20 protein-coding genes, 1 tRNA gene and 2 pseudogenes are annotated in these 22530 nt (G+C 62.8%); 11 read left to right on the forward strand and 12 right to left on the reverse strand.

The window, feature by feature from the left end; genetic code table 11:
- Positions 1–16: 16 nt before the first annotated feature.
- Entirely contained in the window at positions 17–1402 is a 1386-nt protein-coding gene (locus RM2_RS06970; protein WP_072688092.1) for a cystathionine beta-synthase, read from the reverse strand.
- A gap of 133 nt (positions 1403–1535) precedes the next feature.
- On the opposite strand from RM2_RS06970, the gene RM2_RS06975 reads away from it, so the two are divergent.
- Complete coding sequence (locus tag RM2_RS06975) at positions 1536–2420, forward strand: SGNH/GDSL hydrolase family protein (RefSeq protein WP_072688093.1); 885 nt, start codon at positions 1536–1538, stop codon at positions 2418–2420.
- 176 nt (positions 2421–2596) lie between these two features.
- Positions 2597–3814, forward strand: a complete 1218-nt coding sequence (locus RM2_RS06980) for an acetyl-CoA C-acetyltransferase (RefSeq protein ID WP_072688094.1) — start codon at positions 2597–2599, stop codon at positions 3812–3814.
- 71 nt (positions 3815–3885) lie between these two features.
- Here the strand turns inward: RM2_RS06980 and RM2_RS06985 are convergent, their stop codons facing one another.
- The 5 genes from RM2_RS06985 to RM2_RS07005 form a co-directional block, all read right to left on the reverse strand.
- Entirely contained in the window at positions 3886–4740 is an 855-nt protein-coding gene (locus RM2_RS06985) for a Bax inhibitor-1/YccA family protein (protein WP_174553831.1), read from the reverse strand.
- Positions 4741–4905: 165 nt separating this feature from the next.
- Positions 4906–6048 carry a class I SAM-dependent methyltransferase gene (locus RM2_RS06990; RefSeq protein WP_072688096.1) on the reverse strand — a complete coding sequence of 381 codons (1143 nt, stop codon included), beginning with the start codon at positions 6046–6048 and terminating at the stop codon, positions 4906–4908.
- A gap of 1 nt (position 6049) precedes the next feature.
- Positions 6050–6742, reverse strand: coding sequence for a nitroreductase (locus tag RM2_RS06995; protein WP_072688161.1), 693 nt, complete (start codon positions 6740–6742; stop codon positions 6050–6052).
- A 280-nt stretch (positions 6743–7022) separates the two neighbouring features.
- Positions 7023–7298, reverse strand: a complete 276-nt coding sequence (locus tag RM2_RS07000) for a hypothetical protein (protein WP_072688097.1) — start codon at positions 7296–7298, stop codon at positions 7023–7025.
- A 656-nt stretch (positions 7299–7954) separates the two neighbouring features.
- Entirely contained in the window at positions 7955–8779 is an 825-nt protein-coding gene (locus RM2_RS07005) for a hypothetical protein (RefSeq protein ID WP_072688098.1), read from the reverse strand.
- Between the two features lie 472 nt (positions 8780–9251).
- Here RM2_RS07005 and RM2_RS07010 point away from each other — a divergent pair, with 472 nt between their 5' ends.
- The gene (locus tag RM2_RS07010) at positions 9252–9983 is read left to right on the forward strand and encodes a flavodoxin family protein (protein ID WP_072688099.1); all 732 of its coding nucleotides are present in this window, start codon (positions 9252–9254) and stop codon (positions 9981–9983) included.
- A gap of 43 nt (positions 9984–10026) precedes the next feature.
- On the forward strand, positions 10027–10896 hold the full coding sequence (locus RM2_RS07015; RefSeq protein ID WP_072688100.1) for a class II glutamine amidotransferase: 870 nt from the start codon (positions 10027–10029) through the stop codon (positions 10894–10896).
- A 73-nt stretch (positions 10897–10969) separates the two neighbouring features.
- On the opposite strand, the gene RM2_RS07020 is transcribed toward RM2_RS07015, so the two are convergent.
- Entirely contained in the window at positions 10970–11284 is a 315-nt protein-coding gene (locus RM2_RS07020) for a hypothetical protein (protein WP_072688101.1), read from the reverse strand.
- Positions 11285–11575: 291 nt separating this feature from the next.
- On the opposite strand from RM2_RS07020, the gene casG reads away from it, so the two are divergent.
- On the forward strand, positions 11576–13237 hold the full coding sequence (gene casG / locus RM2_RS07025) for a steroid-24-oyl-CoA synthetase (RefSeq protein ID WP_072688102.1): 1662 nt from the start codon (positions 11576–11578) through the stop codon (positions 13235–13237).
- Positions 13238–13344: 107 nt separating this feature from the next.
- Here the strand turns inward: casG and RM2_RS07030 are convergent, their stop codons facing one another.
- Complete coding sequence (locus RM2_RS07030; RefSeq protein ID WP_072688103.1) at positions 13345–14112, reverse strand: hypothetical protein; 768 nt, start codon at positions 14110–14112, stop codon at positions 13345–13347.
- A 372-nt stretch (positions 14113–14484) separates the two neighbouring features.
- A complete protein-coding gene (locus RM2_RS07035; protein ID WP_072688104.1) occupies positions 14485–15168 on the reverse strand; it encodes a hypothetical protein in 684 nt (227 codons plus the stop codon).
- Between the two features lie 490 nt (positions 15169–15658).
- On the opposite strand from RM2_RS07035, the gene RM2_RS07045 reads away from it, so the two are divergent.
- The 3 genes from RM2_RS07045 (at position 15659) to RM2_RS07055 (ending at position 19134) form a co-directional block, all read left to right on the forward strand.
- Entirely contained in the window at positions 15659–16123 is a 465-nt protein-coding gene (locus RM2_RS07045) for a hypothetical protein (protein WP_072688106.1), read from the forward strand.
- A 408-nt stretch (positions 16124–16531) separates the two neighbouring features.
- The gene (locus RM2_RS07050) at positions 16532–18496 is read left to right on the forward strand and encodes a multicopper oxidase domain-containing protein (protein ID WP_084721664.1); all 1965 of its coding nucleotides are present in this window, start codon (positions 16532–16534) and stop codon (positions 18494–18496) included.
- Entirely contained in the window at positions 18493–19134 is a 642-nt protein-coding gene (locus RM2_RS07055) for a hypothetical protein (RefSeq protein WP_169846684.1), read from the forward strand. Before RM2_RS07050 ends, RM2_RS07055 begins: the two co-directional genes overlap by 4 nt.
- A 133-nt stretch (positions 19135–19267) precedes the next feature.
- Here RM2_RS07055 and RM2_RS07060 read toward each other — a convergent pair whose 3' ends face one another.
- Both RM2_RS07060 and RM2_RS07065 read right to left on the reverse strand, forming a co-directional pair.
- Positions 19268–20065, reverse strand: coding sequence for an alpha/beta fold hydrolase (locus RM2_RS07060; RefSeq protein ID WP_072688109.1), 798 nt, complete (start codon positions 20063–20065; stop codon positions 19268–19270).
- A gap of 123 nt (positions 20066–20188) precedes the next feature.
- The gene (locus tag RM2_RS07065; RefSeq protein WP_072688110.1) at positions 20189–20389 is read right to left on the reverse strand and encodes a hypothetical protein; all 201 of its coding nucleotides are present in this window, start codon (positions 20387–20389) and stop codon (positions 20189–20191) included.
- Between the two features lie 173 nt (positions 20390–20562).
- On the opposite strand from RM2_RS07065, the gene RM2_RS07070 reads away from it, so the two are divergent.
- The 3 genes and pseudogenes from RM2_RS07070 to RM2_RS07080 all read left to right on the forward strand — a co-directional run.
- Complete coding sequence (locus RM2_RS07070) at positions 20563–20976, forward strand: VOC family protein (protein ID WP_072688111.1); 414 nt, start codon at positions 20563–20565, stop codon at positions 20974–20976.
- 234 nt (positions 20977–21210) lie between these two features.
- Positions 21211–21807 (forward strand): annotated as a pseudogene (locus tag RM2_RS07075) (hypothetical protein); the annotation flags it as partial.
- 266 nt (positions 21808–22073) lie between these two features.
- Positions 22074–22400 (forward strand): annotated as a pseudogene (locus tag RM2_RS07080) (tyrosine-type recombinase/integrase); the annotation flags it as partial.
- A 15-nt stretch (positions 22401–22415) separates the two neighbouring features.
- On the opposite strand, the gene RM2_RS07085 reads toward RM2_RS07080, so the two are convergent.
- A tRNA-Leu gene (locus tag RM2_RS07085) sits at positions 22416–22489 on the reverse strand.
- Between the last annotated feature and the right edge of the window lie 41 nt (positions 22490–22530).

Genomic DNA, 22530 nt, shown 5'->3' on the forward strand with positions numbered 1-22530 from the left:
TCCCCGACGCGGCGTTTCAGGAACCTGCGCTGAGGAAGCCGAGCAGGTCGTGACGCGTGATGACGCCGACGGGCTTGCCGTCGTCGACGACCATCACGGCGTCGGTGTCTCCGAGCGCCTTGGTGGCTGCCGAAACGGGCTCCCCCGAGCCGATGAGCGGAAACGGCTTGCTCATGTGCTTCTCCACTGGATCGGCGAGTTGCGCGCGCCCCTCGAATACCGCGCTGAGCAGATCACGCTCGGTGACACTGCCCGCGACCTCGCCGGCCATGACGGGAGGCTCGGCGCCGACGACGGGCATCTGGGACACCCCGTACTCGCGGAGGATCTCGATCGCGTCACGGAGCGTCTCGGACGGGTGGGTGTGCACGAGGTCCGGGAGCTCACCGGACTTGCCGCGCAGCACGTCGCCGACGGTCTGCTCGTCAAGCGTGCCGTCGAGCGGCGTGCGCAGGAATCCGTAGGACGCCATCCACTGGTCGTTGAAAATCTTCGAGAGATACCCGCGACCACCATCAGGCAGCAGGACGACGATGAGGGCGTCGGGACCCTCGCGCTCGGCGACCTCGAGCGCAGCGACAACGGCCATGCCGCACGAGCCACCGACCAGCAGGCCCTCCTCCCGGGCCAGGCGACGGGTCATCTCGAATGAGTCGGCGTCGGACACGGCGATGATTTCGTCCGGGATGGACGGATCGTAGGCGGTGGGCCAGAAATCCTCGCCGACGCCTTCCACCAGGTACGGGCGGCCAGTGCCACCGGAGTACACGGAGCCCTCGGGGTCCGCGCCGATGATCTTCACCTTGCCGCCGGACACTTCTTTGAGGTAGCGACCGGTGCCGGAGATCGTGCCACCGGTGCCGACACCTGCGACGAAGTGTGTGATCTTGCCGTCGGTATCCGCCCAGATCTCAGGTCCGGTGGTCTCGTAGTGACTCTCCGGCCCGCCCGGGTTGGTGTACTGGTTGGGCTTCCAGCCCCCCGGTAGCTCACGGGCGAGCCGGTCCGAGACGCTGTAGTAGCTGTCAGGGTGCCCGGGCGCTACCGCGGTGGGGCACACCACGACCTCGGCACCGTAGGCCTTGAGAACGTTCCGCTTGTCTTCGCTGACTTTGTCGGGGCAGACGAACACGCACTTGTGTCCGCGCTTCTGCGCGACGAGTGCCAGCCCGATCCCGGTGTTGCCCGACGTGGGCTCGACGATGGTCCCGCCGGGCTTCAGCTCGCCTGATGCCTCGGCGGCGTCGATCATCTTGACCGCGATGCGGTCCTTCGAGCTCCCGCCCGGATTGAGGTACTCGATCTTGGCTGCAACGGTCCCGTAGTTCTTCCCGGTGACGGAAGTCAGTTTGACGAGGGGGGTGTTGCCGATCAGGTCGACGACGTGTTCCGCGATGCGCATGGCTCCATGTTCCCAGACGCGATGACCTGATGCTCAGAGACATCCGGCACGGGCCTTTCGATCCGACTAGATTGGTATGGACATAGTCCGCTGGAACCGGTGAGGTGAGCAACATAGCGGAGGGGTGAGGTCAGTGCCGAGGAGCACCTGGCAGACCGGAGTGCAGGCCGGAGCCACGGCTGTCGTGGCAGGTTTGAGTGCAGGCACGCTCACGTGGGTGGCGCACTCTTATCTGATGTCGCAGGCCACCAGGGCCAGAGACGTCATCGGACGCAGCGTTGCGAAGCCCCCGGAAGCCGACGGTGTCTACGCCCCGGGCAGTACCGTTCCTGAGCGGTGGCGGCGGAGCACACGATATGACGTTCACCTGATGATCTTCGGTGACTCTTCGGCTGCGGGCGTCGGTTGCATGTCGGCCGAGGAGGTGCCCGGCGTGCAGATCGCGCATCGGCTGGCCGAAGAGACCCGGAAGCGAGTCCGTCTCAGTACCAAGGCCATCGGAGGAGCCACGTCCCGTGGCCTGAGCGGGCAGGTGGACGCGATGTTGGTGGCCGGGCCACCGCCGGATGCAGCGGTGATCCTGGTCGGCGCCAACGACGTGACGTCCAAGAATTCGATCAGGGCGTCGGCGCGCAGGCTCGGTGTGGCAGTCGAGCGACTGCGCAAGCACAACTGCGTCGTCGTCGTCGGGACGTGCCCCGACCTCGGTATGGTCGCGGCGATTCCGCAACCCCTGCGCACCGTCGTGGGAACCTGGGCGTCGCGACTGGCCCGGGCACAGGCAGCAGCGACCCGCGCGGCGGGTGGGCATCCGGTGGCGCTGGCCGACCTTCTTGCACCCGAGTTCCGGGCCTCACCTGACCGGATGTTCTCCTCCGACCACTTCCATCCCTCTGCGGCGGGGTACGAACTGGCAGCGATCCAGATCGCGCCGGTTCTTGCGACCGCTCTGGGCATCGGGGACGGAGACCCTCGTTCCTATCCGCACGAGATGTCGGAGGCTGACGGAGCCTCGTGAGCTGCCGCCACGAATGACGTAGTCGCTCCGCGGTTTTCAACGGTGATCAGCGTGGGCTCAGTCGTTAAACGAGACGGCGGTGTCGCTCAGGTCACGAGGCAACGTATGTTGTCGGGAAGGCCATGAGAACTGGAGGTCTGAACACAGCGAGGACCCCAGACGACAAAGGAGTTTCCATGCCCGAGGCAGTAATCGTCTCCGCAGTACGTTCACCGATCGGCCGTGCCATGAAGGGGTCACTCAAAACGATCCGCCCCGATGATCTGACGACGCAGATGGTGGCCGCCGCCCTTGCGAAGGTTCCCGAACTGGACCCGACCGAGATCGACGACCTCCTCCTCGGCTGCGGCCAGCCCGCCGGGCAGTCGGGCTTCAACATCGCTCGCGTCGTCGCGGTCCAACTGGGCTACGACTTCCTGCCCGGCGTCACCGTCAACCGCTACTGTTCCTCCTCACTCCAGACCACCCGCATGGCACTGCACGCGATCAAGGCCGGCGAGGGCGATGTGTTCATCTCGGGCGGCGTCGAGTCTGTGTCCAGTTTCATCACCGGCAATGCAGACGGCCTGCCGAATACGCAGAATCCCCTCTTCGCCGATTCGGTGGCACGTACCTCGAAACTCGCCGAGGGCGGCGTCGCCTGGACCGATCCGCGCGAAGACGGCCAGCTTCCCGACGTGTACATCGCCATGGGCCAGACTGCCGAGAACGTCGCATCGGCCACCGGAATCACCCGTGAGGATCAGGACCGGTGGGGGGTCCGCTCCCAGAACCGCACGGAGGAAGCCATCAAGAACGGCTTCTTCGAGCGCGAGATCACGCCGATCACCCTCCCCGACGGCACCGTCGTTTCCACCGACGACGGCCCGCGCGCAGGCACCACCTACGAGGCCGTCAGCCAGTTGAAGCCGGTGTTCCGGCCCGACGGCACCGTCACCGCGGGCAACGCCTGCCCGCTGAACGACGGCGCCGCCGCCTTGGTCATCATGTCCGACACGAAGGCAAAGGCCCTCGGCCTCACGCCCCTGGCCCGCATCGTGTCCACCGGCGTATCCGGCCTTTCGCCCGAGATCATGGGTCTCGGGCCGATCGAGGCTGTCAAGAAGGCTCTCGCCATCGCGGGCAAGACCGTCGCAGATATCGATCTGTTCGAGATCAACGAGGCATTCGCGGTCCAGGTTCTCGGTTCCGCGCGAGCACTGAAGATCGAGGAGGAGAAGCTGAACATCTCGGGCGGCGCCATCGCCCTGGGACACCCGTTCGGCATGACCGGTGCCCGCATTACCAACACCCTGCTCAACAACCTGCGCGAGCAGGACAAGACGTTCGGCGTCGAGACCATGTGTGTCGGCGGCGGGCAGGGCATGGCGATGGTCCTCGAGCGCCTGAGCTAGAACGGCGCCGCTCGACCCTCAACGAGACGGCCCCCGAGAGCATGCTCTCGGGGGCCGTCTCGTTGACATCGCTAGTCGCTGTTGAAGTAGCTCAGCAGACGCAGGATCTCGATGTACAGCCACACCAGGGTAATGGTGAGACCGAATGCCACGCCCCAGGCTGCCTTTTCCGGCGCCTGAGCGCGGATCAACTGGTCTGCGGCGTCGAAGTCCAGCAGGAAACTGAACGCGGCGACGCCGATGACGACGAGGCTGAAGATGATGGCAAGGGGCCCACCGTCGCGCAAGCCGAGGCCGCCCTCGGTGAAGAAACTGGCGACCAGGTTGCCGAGGGCGAGCACAACGACACCGATGAGCGCACCGATGACCATTCGCGTCAGGCGGGGTGTGACCCGGATGGCGCCCGTCTTGTAGACAACGAGCATTCCGAAGAAGACACCGAACGTCCCGAGCACGGCCTGGGCTATCATCGCGGATCCGCCGACGCCACCGAATGCGATGTTGGTGAACATGAACGACAGTGCGCCGAGGAACAGACCTTCCGCGGCCGCGTAGGCGAGGACGATGGCCGGATTGTCCATCTTGCGGCCGAACACCGCCACGAGAACCAGTACCAGACCGACCAGACCGCCACCGATCACGAGTGGCATGGCGAGATCCGTGTCGTTGCTCACCAGGAAGTAGGAGATGATGGCCGTCACGGAGAGCACGCCGAGCGTGACGCCCGTCTTGGTGACGACGTCGTCGATGGTCATCGACCGATAGTCGGGACCCGTCCGATAAGGCTCGGCCTGCGCGTATTGCGGCTGACCGAACTGCTGTGTGACCTGCGCGGAACCGGCCGTCGCAGATCCGAACGAGGCGTATCCGCCGCTGCCCTCTTGCTTGGGCAGATTGCGGAATACCGGGTTACTGGTGGTGCGCACCGTGTACATCCCTTCTCATGGCTCGCCGGGTGGATCCGATCTCTCGTAGGTGTTAACGTCCGGCACCCCGCCGCGAGTTCCCAACCGTCGCTGCGGGTGAGACAAATCGGACTCTACCTGTGTATGGGCGCCACCCACCAAACGACACCGCTTTCGATTCTGCGGTCAGACCACGGACCTCGTGACGGTGAACTTGGGGATCCTGCCGACGACGTCGGTCGGCCCGACGAGTCGGCGCAACGCACCTCGGTACCCGAGATGCGAGTTGTAGACCGTCCACATTTCGCCTCCGGGCCGGAGAACTCGCCCGGACTCGGCGAACATCTTCGACGCGACTCCGGTGTGGACGGCCGCACCGACATGGAACGGCGGGTTGCACAGGATGACGTCTTGGCTGGCTGTCTCGAGTGTGGACATTGCGTCGTCACGCAGGGCTCTCACCCGGTCGCCGAACCCGTTGGCGCGCGCAGTCGCGGCCGCCGATGCCACGGCCGCCGACGAATGGTCGGTGGCGATCACCGCGACCCCTGGTAGAAGTCGAGCGAGACCGACCGCGAGGATGCCGGTGCCGCAACCGAGGTCGACGGCAGTGCGTGCCCGCGGGTTCACGCGCGGCAAGAATTCGAGGAGGTACCGGGTTCCGATGTCCAGTTTCGAACCGGCGAACGCGGCACCGTGCGAAACGATGTCAAGCCCGATCTCCGCGAGGTGCTCTGTGACCGGGTAGATCGGTGCCGCGACTTCGGAGGGACCACTCGCGATCAGCACCCGCGACTTCTGCCTGCCGAGGGTCGCCCGGACCACAGCGAAGGAATGCCCGAGCACGTCGTTCATGGCGGGCGAGATGTGCTTGTCGCGTCCGCCTGCGTAAACCACCACGGACGGATCGGCGTAGCGGGCGATCGTCTCGGCGATCTCGGTGAGCTCACTCAGGCTTCGAGGCAACCGCATCAGCACCACGGTCGCCCCGGCCAGCAACTCCTTGCCCAGCGTCAAGGGCCGGTAGCGGTCGGCGAGTCCGACCGCGCCGGCGTTGCTCGCCAGCGCCAATTCGCCGGTCAGCGGATCTTGGTGCACGCGGACACCCGTGGAACCGTGGATCGACGCGGCGCCGAGGGTGAGGGCGCCGTAGTGGTCACCGATCACTGCGACCGCCCCGGGTCGCGCCTGCGACAGTGCCACCGCCGACTCGTCGAGGATCAGCCGATCGGCGGCGTCGACGGCCATCAGGTTGGGGGCCTCGATGTCAGGGTGGCGGCGCAGTCGGGAGAACATGCCATCGCGGTCGAACATTTCGGAGTCGAGCACGTTAGCGGGACACCCACTGCGCGACGTTCTCGACGGCTTCCCTGGTTGTGCGGAATCCGTTGACCGGGTTCTCGACGTCGGAGTAGCCGAAGGAGATGGCACAGACGACTCTGCGGTCCTCCGCCAGCGAGAAGAAGTCGTGGATGAAGCGTGAACTGCCGGCCAGCGCCGCCTGGGGAATGGTCGCGACTCCGAGGCTTTGGGCGGCAAGGAGGAAGGTCTCGACGTACAGGCCGCAATCGACGGCGCCATACGTGCCAAGCGATTCGTGCGTGGTAACGATCGCAACGTGCGGGGCGCCGAAAAGGGTGAAGTTCTTCATCGTCTGCTCGGCCGAGGCGGCCCGGTCACCCGCCGCAATACCCACACTGGAGTACAACTGCATCGCGCACTCACGCCGTCGCAGCCTGTGTTCGCCCCGGTAGTCACGCGGGAAGTCGAAATCGGGCTCCTGCGGGTTTGCGAGCACGTACTCGGACAAGCCCGAACGGAACCGGTCGGTACCCTCCCCCTCGGTGATCGCGACCTGCCACGGTTGGGTGTTACACCACGACGGCGTCTGCTGCGCGAGTTCCAGAATTCTCTCGATCACCCCGCGCGGCACCTGAGTGGGCAGGAAAGCCCTGCAACTGATTCGTGCCTCCAAGAGCTCGGACAGGCTCACGTCCGCTGCCGCAATGCCGGTATCGGTCACCGTTGAATTCTCCTCGGTCTCTTCGCTCTCGGGCACCGCTCTCGCCGACCCACTGCCGGCGTCGGGGCTCCGAAAAGGTGATTCATCGAGTGTGCCACGGCACCCGGAAACCGGTTCCGGGTGCCGTGGCCACGCAGGCTGTCTACGAGGTGCTGAAGGCTTGCGCGGCCGCCAGGACGACCTGATCGACCTCAGTCTTATCGCGAAGCAGGCGCTTGGAACGGCATTGGGCGAATTCCTGTCGGTGCCTCTTTCTCGACGAACTGGTTGCCACCGCAATTTATTTCACGGATGAGATGGCCGAACGAGGCACGGCCGGCACAGCGGGCACGATGCCGGTGATCGCTCCGCCGGATTGAGTGACGGTGTCCCCGCCGGTCGAGGAGACGAACCCGGTGGTGGCGTTCTCATGGTCACTGATCACGTCCGGCGGCATCGACATCGGCGGCATCTGCATGCCGGCGCGGCCGGTACCCGCCATCGCCACCGCCGCATACACCCACGCCCCGGGTACGGCGAACAAGCCGAGGCTCGCGACGGCGGAGACCGGGAACAACCGGACGCCAGGAAATACGCGCCCTGCTTACTCGACCGCAGCCCGTCGACGATCAGTCGAGAGCCCCCCTGGAACCGGCACCCCACCAACGGCCAGTCCGTCCACGCGACGAAGGGCCGCGCTCAGACTCGCCGGAAGACCGGAATTTCGCAGGCTCCACGAGTAGCCCTTGCCGCTGGGATCCCGGTCTGCTTCTGCCACGACATCTTGCCGACCCTCACAGTAGGAATCAATTGAGAACACGAATTGATCCCTACGCCAACACTTCCCGAAGGAGACCGACTCGGTCATTCCCGTCGGCATCTCGACCAGGTCGCAGCCGAGCTCAACGGGTGCCCACGTAACGCGCTCGATCGGGATACTCCGGCCCGACGACTTGCTGCACTACTCGCCGTCTAGGCCGTGGCTTCCGACTGAGTGACACAGGTTCCACCGTTGTTGGAGAGTGGCACTCCTGATCACGCACGGAGCCAGGTCCGCCAGCGGATCGTGGTCTAGCGTTGCGTGGCGACCGGACTGTGAGACATCGCCCTGGCTCCAAAACGGTGGCCCATACGAAACACGGTGTCCACCTTCATACCGCCCTGAGACAGCGCAGCGCCCTGCCGCAACCACGATCAGTCACGGCAGGGCGCTATAGAGAGTGCGTCAAATACTCACTGTGTTGCGGCGCCGCCTACCACGCTGATCGTGGCGAGCGGTCCGGCGCCGGCGTTCAGCGGCGAATCCTGGTCGTCACGGGGTGTGCAGCGGGAGGGCGCCCACTGTACGCCGAAAAACGAGGCCTTCGGCAGGAAGGTGTAGTAATTCTCGTCCGCGTTGTAGTCCGCCGAACTACCCGAGGTCCGGACCTTCGGCGTGATGACGCCGTCTGCGTCCGCGGTCACAGTGACGTCGACGGCGGGAAGCTGATACCAGCTGTCGCCGTCGCCATTCGTGGTGCCGTCGAGGTTCTTCTTCAGCTTGGGAGCACGGATGCCGCCCTCGCTGATTGCGCTCGCGGAGGGGCTGTTGGCGATGGTCTCGTTGTCACCCGACAGGCGCAAGATCTCGCCCGCGGCGTCGGGGCTCCCGTCTTCGCCGACGCGCACCACGCTCGGTGCGACACCGTCGAGGTTGATACCCGACCCGGGCACCACCAACGCGCTCACGAACGTGGCGTTGGCGGGGATCTCGTAGTCCACCTTCAACCGCGAGATGTTGGTGGTGGTCGCACCTGATTCGCTGTTCGGGAAGGATGTGGCGCCCGGCTGCATGCGATAGGTGAACGTCTCACCCGCCACCACCGACTCCGGTGCGTCGACGTTCATCGAAGTATCCGCAACCTTGTGCACTGTAAACAATGCGCTCGCCTGGCAGGCATTCGCGAATGGGGTGGTGGTCGTTGCCGCGTGGGCGGGGCTGCCGATCAATAGCAGACCCGCGGCCATTGCGACGGATGAGATGGGTACGGCGCAACGCCGCATGTACTGCAAGGACATAGCACTCCTTAGACCCGACTCACAGGGAGACGTCGAGTATTGGCTGAACAAAACGATTCACACTTTGCCACCACGATCGAGAACTTGTTACAACTTTGGCAAGATTCGACGAAATCTGTCAATTTTCAATCAATTTCTCCAATGGCAAGCTGTTCCGAAGAAGGTGTTTCCTGTCGCGATGCACAGCGCTACCGAACAGCCGAACGGAACCAGTAAGGCACGAGACTCGATTCCCGAATCCTCGAAGCAATTGGTGCACAGTCACATCGACAACTGGACTGAGTACGGCTCCACACGATCAGGTGCAACGAAGGCAATATCCGCCCCAGTCTCACTCGAGCAGATTCGTCCGAGTCGCGATGGTCCCTGCCCACCTGACTGGGAGAACTTTTCTCCCATGAAGGGTTGCCGCGGCATATCGTGGAATTGAAGGACCTCATCAGATTCCACACCCACTTTCCGGGAGAAGCCGATGACCGATTCATCTCCACTAGACGACGCACCCCGCTTCAGCGGTCTGCGTGCCCTGTTCGTCAACTGCACGTTGAAACGCTCTCCGGAGGTGAGCAACACCCAGGGGCTGATCGACCGTAGCGCGGGCCTGATGGAGAAGGAAGGCGTTGCCGTCGATCAGATCCGGGCCGTCGATCACGACATCGCGACCGGTGTTTACCCCGACATGACCGAGCACGGATGGTCGAGTGACGAATGGCCGCAACTGTATCGACGCGTACTCGACGCCGACATCCTGGTACTGGCCGGACCGATCTGGCTGGGCGACAACGCCTCCGTCACGAAACTGGTGATCGAACGGCTCTACGGCTGCTCGTCACTTCTCAACGATCGGGGCCAGTACGCGTACTACGGCCGAGCAGGTGGGTGCCTCATCACCGGCAACGAGGACGGCGTCAAGCACTGCGCGATGAACATTCTCTACAGTCTCCAACATCTCGGATACGTGATCCCGCCGCAGGCGGATGCCGGGTGGATCGGGGAAGCGGGACCGGGACCGTCGTATCTCGACGAAGGATCCGGCGGCCCCGAGAACGACTTCACCAATCGCAACACCGCGTTCATGACCTACAACCTGATGCACACCGCCGCGATGCTGAAGAAGGTGGGCGGGTTCCCCTCCTACGGAAATCAGCGTTCGGAATGGGATGCCGGTTGCCAGCCCGACTTCGCCAACCCGGACTACCGCTGATCCAACCGGTCGACCGCTGTTCCGGCGACTGACGGGAAACCCCTTGTGCCGATTGTTCGGGCTGTCCGCCTCCCCGCACCGCGTCCGTGCGTCCTTCTGGCTACTGGACGCACCGGACAGCCTTGTGCAGCAAAGTCGGCGCGAACCGGACGGAACGGGACTCGGAACGTACGCCGCGGACGGAACTCCAGTGGTGGAGAAGCAGCCGCTCGCCGCGTATGGGGACAAGCAGTTTGCGGAGGAGGCGAAACACCGGTACTCGACGACGTTCGTCGCCCACATCCGGTTTGCTACGACAGGTGAACTTCTTCCGCAGAACACGCATCCCTTCGCTCAACGCGGTCGCCTCTTCGCCCACAACGGCGTAGTCGAAGACCTACCCCGACTCGAGGCCGAACTGGGGTCCGACCTCGGCCTCGTCCACGGCGACACCGACTCCGAACGTATCTTCGCTCTCATTACCCGGCACATCGACAGAAACAGCGGCGATGTGACGGCAGGTATCGCCACGGCGGTCCGATGGCTGGCCGACAACATTCCGATCTACGCCCTCAACTTCCTTCTGACCACCCCTGGCGAACTGTGGGCGCTGCGCTACCCGGACACCCACGACCTACTGGTTCTCGAGCGTCCCGCCGGCGGTCCGAGCGGCGGCCGTCACCTTCAGCACGCGAGCGAGGCAGGCAGGATTCGCACGCGGTCCGAACACCTCGCCGAGCACCCGGCGGTCGTTGTCGCAAGTGAGCAGATGGACGAGGACCCCAGCTGGACGCCGTTGCGGTCGGGCGAACTCCTACACGTCGATCGCGAACTCGGTACGCGCCGAGAGGTGATACTCGCTCGTCCGCCGCGCTACCCGATCTGCCTCGACGATCTCAACGAACGGGCGGCGGCTGCGCAGACGGAAAAGTAGGGCTTCCTCAGGCAGCCGCAGCGGCGCAATGACGTCTAATCGGTACGCGGCAGTATCTGTCTGCGTCCAACCCCTAGCGGGTCGCCCTTTGCTGTTGCTGTTGCTGGTTCTGGATCTTGGAAGGACCGTTGTTCGCGCCACCGGTCCTGCCGAAGGTCCACTCACCATCCTCGCCGCAGACCAGGACACCGATGCGGTCACCAGGATTCGCGTACCCGACAACGGTGGTGGTGCCGTCCTCATCATCTTCCACGATGGGACAGCCCTTGCCTGGGCCGGTGTTCGGGTCGACGGGCACCGCGTTGGCGACAGGCATTGCACCGAGCACACCGAGGATCGGCACGGTGGCGAACGCGACTGCGACGAGGGTACGACGAATGTGGATCATTTGATCTCCTGAGATTCGGGTGAAAGGGAACGCCGACAACTTTCGTCGGTTTCCCACCCGCAGTGAAGCCACCCCAGGGCTGAGCTTGCGACACCCCGCCTCGAGCTCGCTCCCTGTCACCGCCGAAGGCCACACCGGTGCGGTCCGGCTGAACGACTGTGGTATTCGGCGACCGGGAGCCGGATCGGGGCAGTGTCGCTGAGTGGCAATTCGCCGCCAAAACCCGCGTCGGCGTGCCATCGTGTATCGATCCCAAGTGCGCCCTAGTGCGCGAGGACGAAAGGTCGGCCAATGACTGTCCCCACAGATCCACAGCTATACCTCAATCACGTGATGTCCCGCCTCACTGGACCCGGCGGACGGTTCGAAATCGTCGAGGAGTCGGTGCTCGGCGCCCGGATGCCGGTAATGAAGAACCGGGGACGTTCGGTGGGTGAACTCCTCACCGCTTCGCTCCAGTGGGGTGAGCAGGACTACCTCGTGACGACGGACCGCCGGTTATCCTACACGGAACATGCAGCCGCGGTCGCCGCGTTGGCCACGGCCTTGCGCGACGACTACGGAGTCCGCAAGGGCGATCGTGTCGCGATTCTCGCCGCGAACACACCCGAATGGGTTATCACATTCTGGGCCACTCAAGTACTGGGCGCCATCAGTGTCGGATTGAACGCCTGGTGGGTGCCGCGAGAGGTCGAGTACGGGTTGGGACACAGCCGCCCCACGGTGGTGATCGCGGATGCAGACGGTGCCAAATCTCTCGCCGCCGTCGGCACCGACATCCCGGTCCTCACGATGGATTCAGACCTGCCCCAAATCTTCGCCCGGTACGCGGAGGCCTCGATCCCGCACGCGGAGGTCGACGAGGACGATCCCGCCGCGATCCTCTATACGAGCGGCACGAGTGGCAGGCCCAAGGGCGCGCTGCACTCGCAACGAAACATCCTGGCCGTCGTCGACTACCACCGTTTCGGCGACGCAATAGCCGGCGAATTCAGCGGACGACCCGTCGACCCGGCGGCACCGAGTCCACTGCGCTACCTCTTGACGTCCCCGCTCTTCCACATCGCGAGCCTGCACAATCTGGTGATTCCACGATTGGCGACCGGCGGCGCCGTCGTCATGCACCAGGGCGGATTCGATGTCGACGCCGTACTCGGCCTCGTCGAGCGGGAGCATGTCACCAACTGGGGTGCCGTCCCCACAATGGCCTCACGTCTCATCGAGCACGCGAACCTCGACAAATACGACCTGTCGTCGCTCACGTCGTTCTCGCTCGCATCCGCGCCGTCGTCCGCAGCATTCAAGGAACGGCTACGCGTGAAGGCGCCCTTCGCCCGCAACGCACTTGTGGACAGCTACGGACTCACCGAATGCTGCACCGCGATCACCGTTGCGACCGCTCCGGAACTCGAGCAAGACCCGGACACACTGGGCCGGCCGATCATCACCGCCAGCATGGAAATCCGAGACCCGTTCGGAGAGTGGCTCCCGGACGGCGTCGAGGGCGAGGTCTGCGTGCGTAGCCCGTTCGTGATGCTCGGCTATTGGGAAGATGATGCGGCGACCGCCGCGGCGATCACTCCCGGACGGTGGTTGCGGACCGGCGACTACGGCGTCGTCGAGAACGGTCGCCTGCGCCTGATCGGACGTAGGTCGGATCTGATCCTGCGCGGCGGTGAGAACGTCTACCCCACCGAGGTGGAGCAATGTCTCGACGAGCACCCCGGCGTGCTCGAGTGTGCCGTGATCGGGACGCCACACGAGGACCTGGGGCAGGAAGTATCCGCAGTGGTGGTGCTGCGAGCCGGTGCTACGACCACGGAAGCGGAACTGCGCGAGCATGCCGCCGAGCGTCTGTCTTATTTCAAGGTGCCATCGCGGTGGCGGATCACCACCGACCCGCTTCCTCGCAACGCCACCGGAAAGATGATCCGACGAGAAATCACGGTCTGAACCCGGGGGGCGCACCCGAACCCACTCGGGTCGATACAAAGCGCGGGCGCCTTCACACATCCTGTGTGAAGGCGCCCGCGCCGGTCAACCTTGGTCGTTGCCCGGGATCAGCTCTGGCTCTCGATCACCTTGACGATGACGTCGCCGACGAAGTCAGCCGGATCGTCGAGAATGACCGATCCGGTGTCGCCGTCCAGGCCGAGAGTCGCCGAACCGGACTGCATCACCTCAGCGGCACTCCGTCGACCGACCTCCACCCACACATCTGAGACGGTTACCTGCGACTCCGGATTGTCGTCGTCGCTCACGTCGAGGTCGAGGTCGACGGTGGCCTTGCTCTCGAAGAGGTCCCCCGCGGAGGCGTCCTCCGGTACCAGGTACGTGGCCTCGTAGGTCACGCCCTCACCGTTGCTCGTGAGCGGCCAACCGTCACTCGGCAGTTCCAGGGCGTTGGCGTCGGCATCCGTGAACGGCATGACATCTTCATCCCATTCCTGGCTGCCACCTTCAAGGGGCGCCGACCTCACCCGTGCGGTGCCGTCGACGTAACGGAAGCCCTCGGGAAATTTCTCGGTGATCTGCCGGACGGTGGCCGGCTCGCCCGTCGTCTTGATCTGAGTTCGGTAGGTGACCTCCTCCCCCGCCTTTATTTCCCCGGTGCCCACAACGTTCCTGGTGATCTTGATGTCGCCAGCCGTGACGGTGTTCGCGGAGGGATGCTCAGAATCCTCTGTCGCCGCGGCTCCTGCTGACCCGGTTCCTGCTGACCCGGTTTCTTCTGCCGCCGCGGCTCCTGCCCCCCAGAGTCCGCCGGCAAGCACCATCGCACCCGCCGCGACACCCGCCAGCGAGCTCTTCCATAACTTTCGAGACATGCACGCTCCATTCAGCGATGAAATCGACCAGCCTTAGCGGTGATCAAGGCAAGAGCGTAACCTGTCTTCTTCTCTTACGGGCAATTTATTTCTTGGCTGTCAAACCCACACCTACCGAGCAGTAGGCCACAACTGGCTCGGGAACGATGCCAAGTATGAGATTCACCTCACACATGTCGAAGTACCGACCTCCGGAGTGAGTTGTTCTCAGCGGTGTGACGGGCTGACAAGCAGAAGGTCGCACTCCTTGCGTGGGGTGCGCGTTCCTAGTCGCGTCTAGCGGGATTTGCCGGAAGGCTCGGTCGATCTGTTCTGCGTCCGGTACCGAAGCGACGTTCTCAGTGTCGTGGACTGAAATCATCGCGGCGGAGGTTACGGCTGGCCGAGCAGACCGCCCGTGGCCCGAGCCAGTACGTTGAACACGGCGTCCCGAGGCGCTGCACGCAACGCCCCATTCCCGGCGATCCACAGCGTCCCGTCGTCTTGGGCCGCGCCGTAGGGATCGTCGGTGCTGAGCGGCAGCACAGTCACCGGGTCAAGGGTGTCGCCGTCGAGCAAGACGAACAGCCAGCGGCGGTCGTCAGGCGACGACGGATCATCCGGTCCGTCCACCGGCCACCCGCCGCCCTTTCCGTCGGATGGGTTTGCCACCAGCCACAGACGGTCGCCGACCTGCCCACAACGCAGTTCCGGCTGGGGTAGCGGCCGAACCGGCGTGATGGTCAGGTCTCCTTGTACGGCATAAAGTCCCTCCTTCGTGGCCAGTCGCAACGGGTCCGAGGAGATGAAGACCGGATACGCGTGCCGTTCCTGGATTGTGAAAACGGGGCCGGCCACTACCTTTCCGTCGTCGGTGATCGTGGCGAGTCGGAATCTGCGTGGCGCATCCCTAGGGCGCGGAACATTCAGGAGCACGCAGAACCCGTCCGCGGCCGCGGTGACGGACTGGACGATTCCCTCGGGTAGCGCGACGGGCAGCGGATCGGCGCCGGACCGCACGATTCGCGCAGGCTTCTCCGGCAGCACGATGGGTACCGGTTCCGCAGCAGTCGGCACGAGCGTCAAGCCAGGCCAGGCACGACCACGGTGAGCATTCGCTTGACCATGTCGGCCAGCCTAGATGTCGTCCACACTTGCCTCGGGCTTTTGCAGGAAGTCTGCGAGCAGCCGTGCCGGAATTGAATAATGGCACCCTGACCTGGGATAATTTCAACTTGCGGCAGTTGAATCAACGCCGGCTCGAGAAGCCCCCGCGCAGTTGCGGGCGCACCCGGAGGCCTCCCGGTGCGCAGTTGCGGCTCACCGACCAGGACGGACTCCGGCTGACCGCGTTCGTCACCAACACTGCCCGCGGCCAGTTCCCGGATCTCGCGTTGCTGCATCGCCCACCATGCCCGGCTCTCCTACAGTGGTCGATGACAGTCGATGGATTCACCACTGGGAAGTCCGCCCGCTTACCGATGGATCCGGGTTCGAGGTGCAATACTCACGCCGTGGGTCCTGCCTCGTGTCAAATGGGAAACCAGACGTCCGGAGGAATACACCAATGAAGAGCATCATCGCCCGAACCATGGGAGTTGCAGCAGCCGCCACAGGCCTGACTCTCCTTTCCGCGCCTACCGCATACGCGGATCCCGATGACCTCACTGTCGACATCTCGGGGACAGCAGGGCAGGTGGTCATGGCGGCTCAGTTCGATGCCGTCGGTGCCGTGATCTGCATTATGTGGGTCACACCCGTCGACGCGGCCGTTCCCGTCGCCGTCGTCGGCCCGGACGTCGTGCTGGAGGGAGAAGAGGTCGAGCTGCGCGCCAGGGTTGATCCCGGCCAGTACACAGTGCGGTGGGGGTGCATTGGGGGACCATTGGGGGTGCTGTCAGACGAGCAGTGGGGAACCACCCCACCTCTGAGTTCGGGCACAGTTGAGCAGACCACCGTTACCGTCACGGAGGGACCGGGAACCGGATCCTTGGGATCCTTGGGATCCTTGGGCAATCTATATGGAAGCTGACAAAGACTCCTCGGGTCGTCCGCTCCCCCAGTCGAGTCGAGTCGAGTCGAGTCGGGTAGGCAAAATGCCCCCCGCGTTTCCCATCCACGCTCACTGGAGGGGCGACCCACGCTGCGTCATTCTCGCCGAATATTGAATCGGCTCAGCTGAGAACTCGCTGATAATTCGGTGCGGGCCCGAGTAGTGCGCGCTGCGTGCATCAACGCCCACGACTCCGCCCAGATCTGCCAGGTCAAGGCTGGCGCACACCCCTGCCCGCACCACTACGGGACTGCGGGGCGGCGGTCGGCCCATGCTCAGAATCGCGCATACCTCGATTCACCGGCATCAATACTACAAGCGCTAGCCCCGACCACACCTACACTCGGAAGTGACTCGCGCCCCTCACAGGTTCGGAGAAACCGCAAGATGAAAAAGAGGCTGAAACTCGCACCCGCAAATCCGATGGTGGGACGACGGACATTCTTGAAGGGGTCAGTCGCTACCGGGGCCCTCGTCGGTCTCGGCATCGCGGGATGCAGTACCTCGACCGACGAAGCTGGAAATGGTGGGAATGCAACGCCCGTAACGCTGTTGGATCCTGCAACCCAGGAGAAGTTCAGTAATCTACTTCCGATGCCGGCCAGAATTTATGCTGAAGCAGGCACTGCCCTGACGATACCCATAAAGGAGACCCGGCAGTGGAACGGGTTGCGGGCGCCCGATGGCAGCGAGATGGTGACTACCGTTTACGGATTTGAACATCAAGGTCAAGTGACGTCACCCGGACCTACCATTGTTGTCAGGTCAAATGAAAATTTTCAGGTCGAATGGCAGAATCAATTGCCCAATGATAAACCGTACATTCTGCCAATAGACTTGACATTACATACTCCCCACCTCCCCGACTCCACGGCAGAATTCATCGAGCAGAAACCCGTTGTCATCCACTTGCACGGGGGCCACACCGAGCCAGAAAGTGACGGAAATCCAGAATCGTGGTACACGCAGGATTACCAAACGACCGGACCGGACTGGGACAAGCCCGAATACCTGTATGATAATACGCAGGAAGCTGCCGGATTGTGGTATCACGATCATACGGTGGGTATGACGCGCCTCAACGTTTATTCGGGTCTGGCTGGAATGTATCTCATAAAGGACGCGAATGAAGACCGTCTAATTGGCGGCTCGATCATCCCCGATGACGATCACATGATCGAAATCGTTATTCACGATGCACTATTCGACGACAGTGGCAACCTTTACTATCCTGGCCGCCACGGTGAGCCTATAAACCCCATCATTGAGAAAGAGATTGCCGATAATTGGCCGGACCCGACGGTTCTCGATGAATTTTTCGGAACTCATATTCTGGTCAACGGTATGGCCTGGCCGAAAGTGGAACTTGAACCGAACAGGTACCGTCTGCGACTGCTCAACGGCTCCAGCTCTCGAAGTTATGTTCTCGAGTTCGACAACGGGCTGGATATCTTCCAGATCGGATCCGACGGTGGGTTTTTGAACTCTCCGGTTCGGCTCACCCAACTGGTGATCGCTCCGGCGGAACGGATGGATATAGTCGTCGACTTTACCAGTTGCGCCGGCCAGCAGATTGTTCTGAAGAACCTTGGCCCTGAATTGCCGTTCCGTGGGTATGTTGATCCGGATGACCTGGAGAATTCCATGAAACTGGTCTACAACGACGGTGGCGATCGAGTTATTACAGATGGCATGGGTGGTCGTGCCGCCATCGCCGATCCCGAATCAACAGGTTTGGTGATGCGATTTGATATTGGCGAAGCAGTTACGCAATCGAACGTGCAGGCTGTCAACTTCAATCCCACGGTCTCGCTGCGTGAGCCGCTCCAACTGCTTCCCAGAGACAATCCGCAAACGGTCAGACAACTTGTGCTGTTCAATCTCCACGACGACATGGATAGAACCCTGGTGCTGATGGGCACGATGGAAGCGGGATCGTTATTCTATATGGACGAAATTACCGAGATCGTCCCGCAGGACTCCACAGAGATTTGGGAAATCTACAACACTACCGGTTCTGCGCACCCTATGCATATTCATCAGGTGCAGTTCGAGGTGGTCAACCGTCAAGAATACGACGGTGATCTCGTCAATAGAACCCAGCAATTCATGGATGACCCGGATCGCACCTTCCAAGGCGCAACTCTCGATTTTCACGGGTTGAAGGGCGACCCTGTCTCGCCTCAACCCAACGAGCAGGGCAGGAAGGATACTGCTCTGGCACTGGCCGGACAGGTCACCCGTTTTGTGGCCCATTTCGACCGGCCGGGGACTTTTGTCTGGCATTGCCACATCATCACTCATGAAGACTATGACATGATGCGCAAATTCCAAGTGACACCGAATTCGTGATTTCCATGGAAAAAGGACTATCGCTGAAATTCTCCGATCGCCGCGCCGAGCCCGAGACACTCCCGGACATCAACGCGGAACTACTGAAGATCGGCGTCGGTGTCTGGCGACTCGATCTGCGGAATCGAGACGCGGCTACACGCGCCCTCCTGGCGAAACCCATGCTCGACGAGGCAGAAATCGAACGCGTCAAAGAGCACTTCCTGCTCCCGATGGATCGGTTGCTACAGATCGTCTCGCAGGCCGGGCGCGCGCCGGAAGTTCCTGGGGGAGGTTCCCTCACTACGTTTGTCACCAATGAGGGCTACGGCTACCCCCAGCTACATCAAGTCCAGGAAGGTATCGACTACAGCAGGTTCGACAGATTCCACGTGAATACCGCACCAAGCGGCAAGGGCGTCGACGAGGTGTTTCAGTTGCTGGCCGGCGGTGAATTCGTCAATCGCCACAGACTCGACGACGGAGAAGTATTGACGCTGACGCTGCGTTGCCCCGATGAGGGGCAAGGATGGCTGGGAACCTACAGCGGAGTCCGCCCGCATATCGGAAACATCGGTTCGGCAACCGTGGGTTCGAAACTCCTGGTCCAGGCATTTGGTAGTCCACTGTGGGCATTGACTTATGTCGGGAGCGAATGAGCCGGCGCTCCTAGCACCTGTCAGCATCCCCGGCCGATACCGAGCCGGGTGCTCACGCTTATCCGAATAGGTCAGCAACCCGCTGCCCGGGTCGTAGATTTCGTGCTGAAGACCACCCGAATGGCAGATCAGATCATGCTGCGGCGGTTTTCAGCCACTCCTGTATCAAAGGAGTGACGAGCTCTGGGTGCGTCCAATTCACGGAATGGGAGGCGAGCGGGGCGTCTATCGTCTCGAGCTGTGTCTCGCCGCCGAGTTGGCTGCGCAGTGCCCCCACGGCACTATCGGAGAAGGCCTGGTCGGCGCCGCCTCGGATGATGAGTGCCGGACAGGTGATTGCGCCGACCGCGGACTCGATCGAGTCCCGGCCGAGAAGACATTCCACCGCCTCCACCAGCCGGGTGCGATCATCAGCCCGCCATCGGTCGATCCACACCTGCTGCTGGTCGCGGGTGCCACCGATCATCGAGGCCGCGAGGGTGACCACAAGATCATCGACCACCGGCTCAGTGACCCACTGTCCGAACGCAAACCGATACTCGGCCACCTGTCGTGGCGTGTACGCAGCACCGTCCGTCCCGATCAGGATGAGGCCGGCGACCCGGTGCGGAGCTGTGAGAGCCACACGCAAAGCCGTGAAACCACCCTGCGACATGCCGCCCAGGATGGCTGTCTCGATCCTGAGTGCGTCCATCATCGCCAGCACATCATCGGCCTGATTCCAGAACGTGAACGGAAAACCCGAGTCCACAGTGCGCCCATGGCCACGGGCGTCGAGGCAGATCACCCGGTACCCCGATGACAACGCAGCCACCTGATGCTCGAAAAACCTTGTGTCGAGCAAGAACCCGTGCATGAAGATGATCACCGGAAGATCCCCACCGGTATCCGTGTAATGGATTCGGGCACCAGCAGTCTCTATGTGTGGCATGCGCGCACGCTACCGACCGCCACTTTGACCTGACAAGACGCCCCGGATGCGCTGCGGAACGTCGAGAATCTGGCGGATGTGCAACGTCCCCCAACTTCTCGAGAATCTCCCCTCCGAGCGCGGCTAGATGAAATCAGGACGGGCGAGGAAGTCGAGACCTTCCCCGAGCACACCGAGCGCGACCAGCACGCATAGACATGGTTCTTGCCCCTGCGGTCGACTTCGCTTCGCCGTCAATGGCGGCAGGTCTGCAACCGCGGCGGGTGTGTTGGGGACAGGTGTCTCGACCGTGCTCGGCAACACCGGCTCGACTACAACCGCCACACCAGCACCATCACCAGCACCAGCACCAGCACCATCCAAGGACATGGCATGCGTTGGATCATTTGTTACGCCATCTCTGCGGCTAAGTCAGAAACACCTCACCCCTACTCGCGCTCACTGCAAGAATGCAAGGGAGGGGACCACATGGAACGCCGATTCGTTCGAGGAGGATCATGACCAACCCACGCGACCTACCTGTTCCCGAAAAACATGGGATGGTACTGACACATTTCCTGACCGTGCGAGACGTGGTTCGCTCACGCGATTTCTACGCCGACATCCTCGGCGGTCGGGTGGTGCGCGAGGAGAAACCGGCCATCGTCAAGGTCGCGAACGGTTGGATCATCATGAACCCGGGCGGTGGCCCGACCCCGGACAAACCCGATGTCATCCTGGCTCCCCCAGAGCCTGGTGATCCGATCTCGTCATTCTTGAACGTGCGGGTGGCCGACATTGCGACCTTCTACTCCGACGCTAAATCTAAAGGGGCACAATTTCTTACCGAGCCCCTTGACCGCACGGGCGAGATACGGTGCTATCTACGCGACCCCGACGGCTATCTTATCGAGATCGGACAATGGACGTAGACCCCGCCGCAGAGATGATCTCCCTGAGGAAGGACCTACGGTCTTCCGCGGCCATGAGTGCAGATAGCTCGAACTCGCGATGCCACTCGGTTTCGACCTTCATGGTGCCCTGTTCTACCGCGGGCAGGGTCATGTGGGTGGATATGAACGCAGCCGGGCAGCGAGGTTCGAAGCGAAGCCGATCTTGGTGAACCGCAGGTCGTCTACGACGGGAAAGGCGCCAAGGTCACGTCCTTCCCCGTCCCGCACGGCATCGACGGCGCCGTGGGTTACCGCCTGGACTGGAACGGCCTCTCGATGGTGTTCGCTGGCGACTGCGAGCCATCGACCCTGACCGTCGAGCACAGTCAGGACGTTGACGTGCTCATCCACGAGATCTTCAACCCACCTGAGATGTACGTCGAAAATATGGGCTGGACCGAGCAGATGGCAAAGATCGTGGCCTGGACCAAACACACGTCGCCACAGGCCGCTGCGAAGGTCTTCGAATCGACGAAACCGGGTCTGGCCGTGGGCTTCCACTCGATGATCGCCCCAGGGACCCCGCAGCCGATCCTCGATGGCATCCGCACGGGCTACGACGGGCCGGTGCTCATCACCCAGGACTTCACGATCATCAACGTGACGCCCCAGCAGATCGTCACGCGTATGGCCGCCTTCGAGCCCGCCCCCTTCCTGGTCTCCGATCCGGCCTACATCGCCAGTAAGGGCGGCGCCAACCAGGATCCGAGTGTGATGCACGGCCTGTCCCCCTGGCTCGAGGAAACGATTATCGGTATTCCCGAGATCGAGGCCTTCAAGAAAGAGCTGGCAGAAAAAGGCATGCGCTAGTGGCCCCGTGTTTGAAGCAAGGCGCTTCCACCTGACCAAGTCACTGCCACCCACCCCCACTCTGGTGGACATCGTTAGCGGCTCGGGGCTGACAACGGAGCCGCACGACCATCGGCACATCGATCCACGGTTGAGGTGCCGTTCTGACACTTCGTCAGCCCCCTGTATGCCGTACGAAACCATGTGTTCCAAAGTGATTCGTTGCATGTCCCTCGGCGAGTCTGGGTCTTTCAGGAGGATGGCGTAGTCGCAAGGCGGGCGGCGAGCTGGTGTTCCCAGGACGTTCAGGTGGATTCCTACCGCTCGGGGAATTGCGCTGGCAGTTCGACAAGGCAGCGGAGACGGTCGACCTGTCTGGACTCGTGCCGCACGAACTGCGTCACACGGCGGCGTCGCTGGCCATCGCAGCCGGGGCGAACGTGAAGGTTGTACAGCGGATGCTCGGGCATAAGACGGCCACGCTGACGCTGGACCGATACGGCCACCTGTTCCCCGACGATCTGGACGCGGTAGCTCAGTCGTTAGATGCTGCGTACCGACTGCGTACCGAAGGAGCTGAGAGCAGTTCACCGGAGCTGCGAATAGTTCGCTGACCTGCGTTGATGCAGTGCCCCCAGTCGGACTCGAACCGACACTGTGCGGATTTTAAGTCCGCTGCCTCTGCCAATTGGGCTATGGGGGCTGTCGGTCGCGGTGTGTCGGACCGGCGACCGTGCGCAGATC

The sequence above is a fragment of the Rhodococcus marinonascens NBRC 14363 genome, from assembly GCF_001894885.1.
In the GTDB taxonomy this organism is placed as follows: domain Bacteria; phylum Actinomycetota; class Actinomycetes; order Mycobacteriales; family Mycobacteriaceae; genus Rhodococcus_F; species Rhodococcus_F marinonascens.

Bases quoted from the DNA above. Each gene is read 5' to 3' on its own strand.
- RM2_RS07045 (WP_072688106.1), top strand. From the start codon at position 15,659: ATGAAGAGCATCATCGCCCGAACCATGGGAGTTGCAGCAGCCGCCACA.
- RM2_RS07060 (WP_072688109.1), bottom strand. From the start codon at position 20,065: ATGCCACACATAGAGACTGCTGGTGCCCGAATCCATTACACGGATACC.
- RM2_RS07070 (WP_072688111.1), top strand. From the start codon at position 20,563: ATGACCAACCCACGCGACCTACCTGTTCCCGAAAAACATGGGATGGTA.
- casG (WP_072688102.1), top strand. From the start codon at position 11,576: ATGACTGTCCCCACAGATCCACAGCTATACCTCAATCACGTGATGTCC.
- RM2_RS07010 (WP_072688099.1), top strand. From the start codon at position 9,252: ATGACCGATTCATCTCCACTAGACGACGCACCCCGCTTCAGCGGTCTG.
- RM2_RS07050 (WP_084721664.1), top strand. From the start codon at position 16,532: ATGAAAAAGAGGCTGAAACTCGCACCCGCAAATCCGATGGTGGGACGA.
- RM2_RS07030 (WP_072688103.1), bottom strand. From the start codon at position 14,112: ATGTCTCGAAAGTTATGGAAGAGCTCGCTGGCGGGTGTCGCGGCGGGT.
- RM2_RS07005 (WP_072688098.1), bottom strand. From the start codon at position 8,779: ATGTCCTTGCAGTACATGCGGCGTTGCGCCGTACCCATCTCATCCGTC.
- RM2_RS06980 (WP_072688094.1), top strand. From the start codon at position 2,597: ATGCCCGAGGCAGTAATCGTCTCCGCAGTACGTTCACCGATCGGCCGT.
- RM2_RS06970 (WP_072688092.1), bottom strand. From the start codon at position 1,402: ATGCGCATCGCGGAACACGTCGTCGACCTGATCGGCAACACCCCCCTC.
- RM2_RS07020 (WP_072688101.1), bottom strand. From the start codon at position 11,284: ATGATCCACATTCGTCGTACCCTCGTCGCAGTCGCGTTCGCCACCGTG.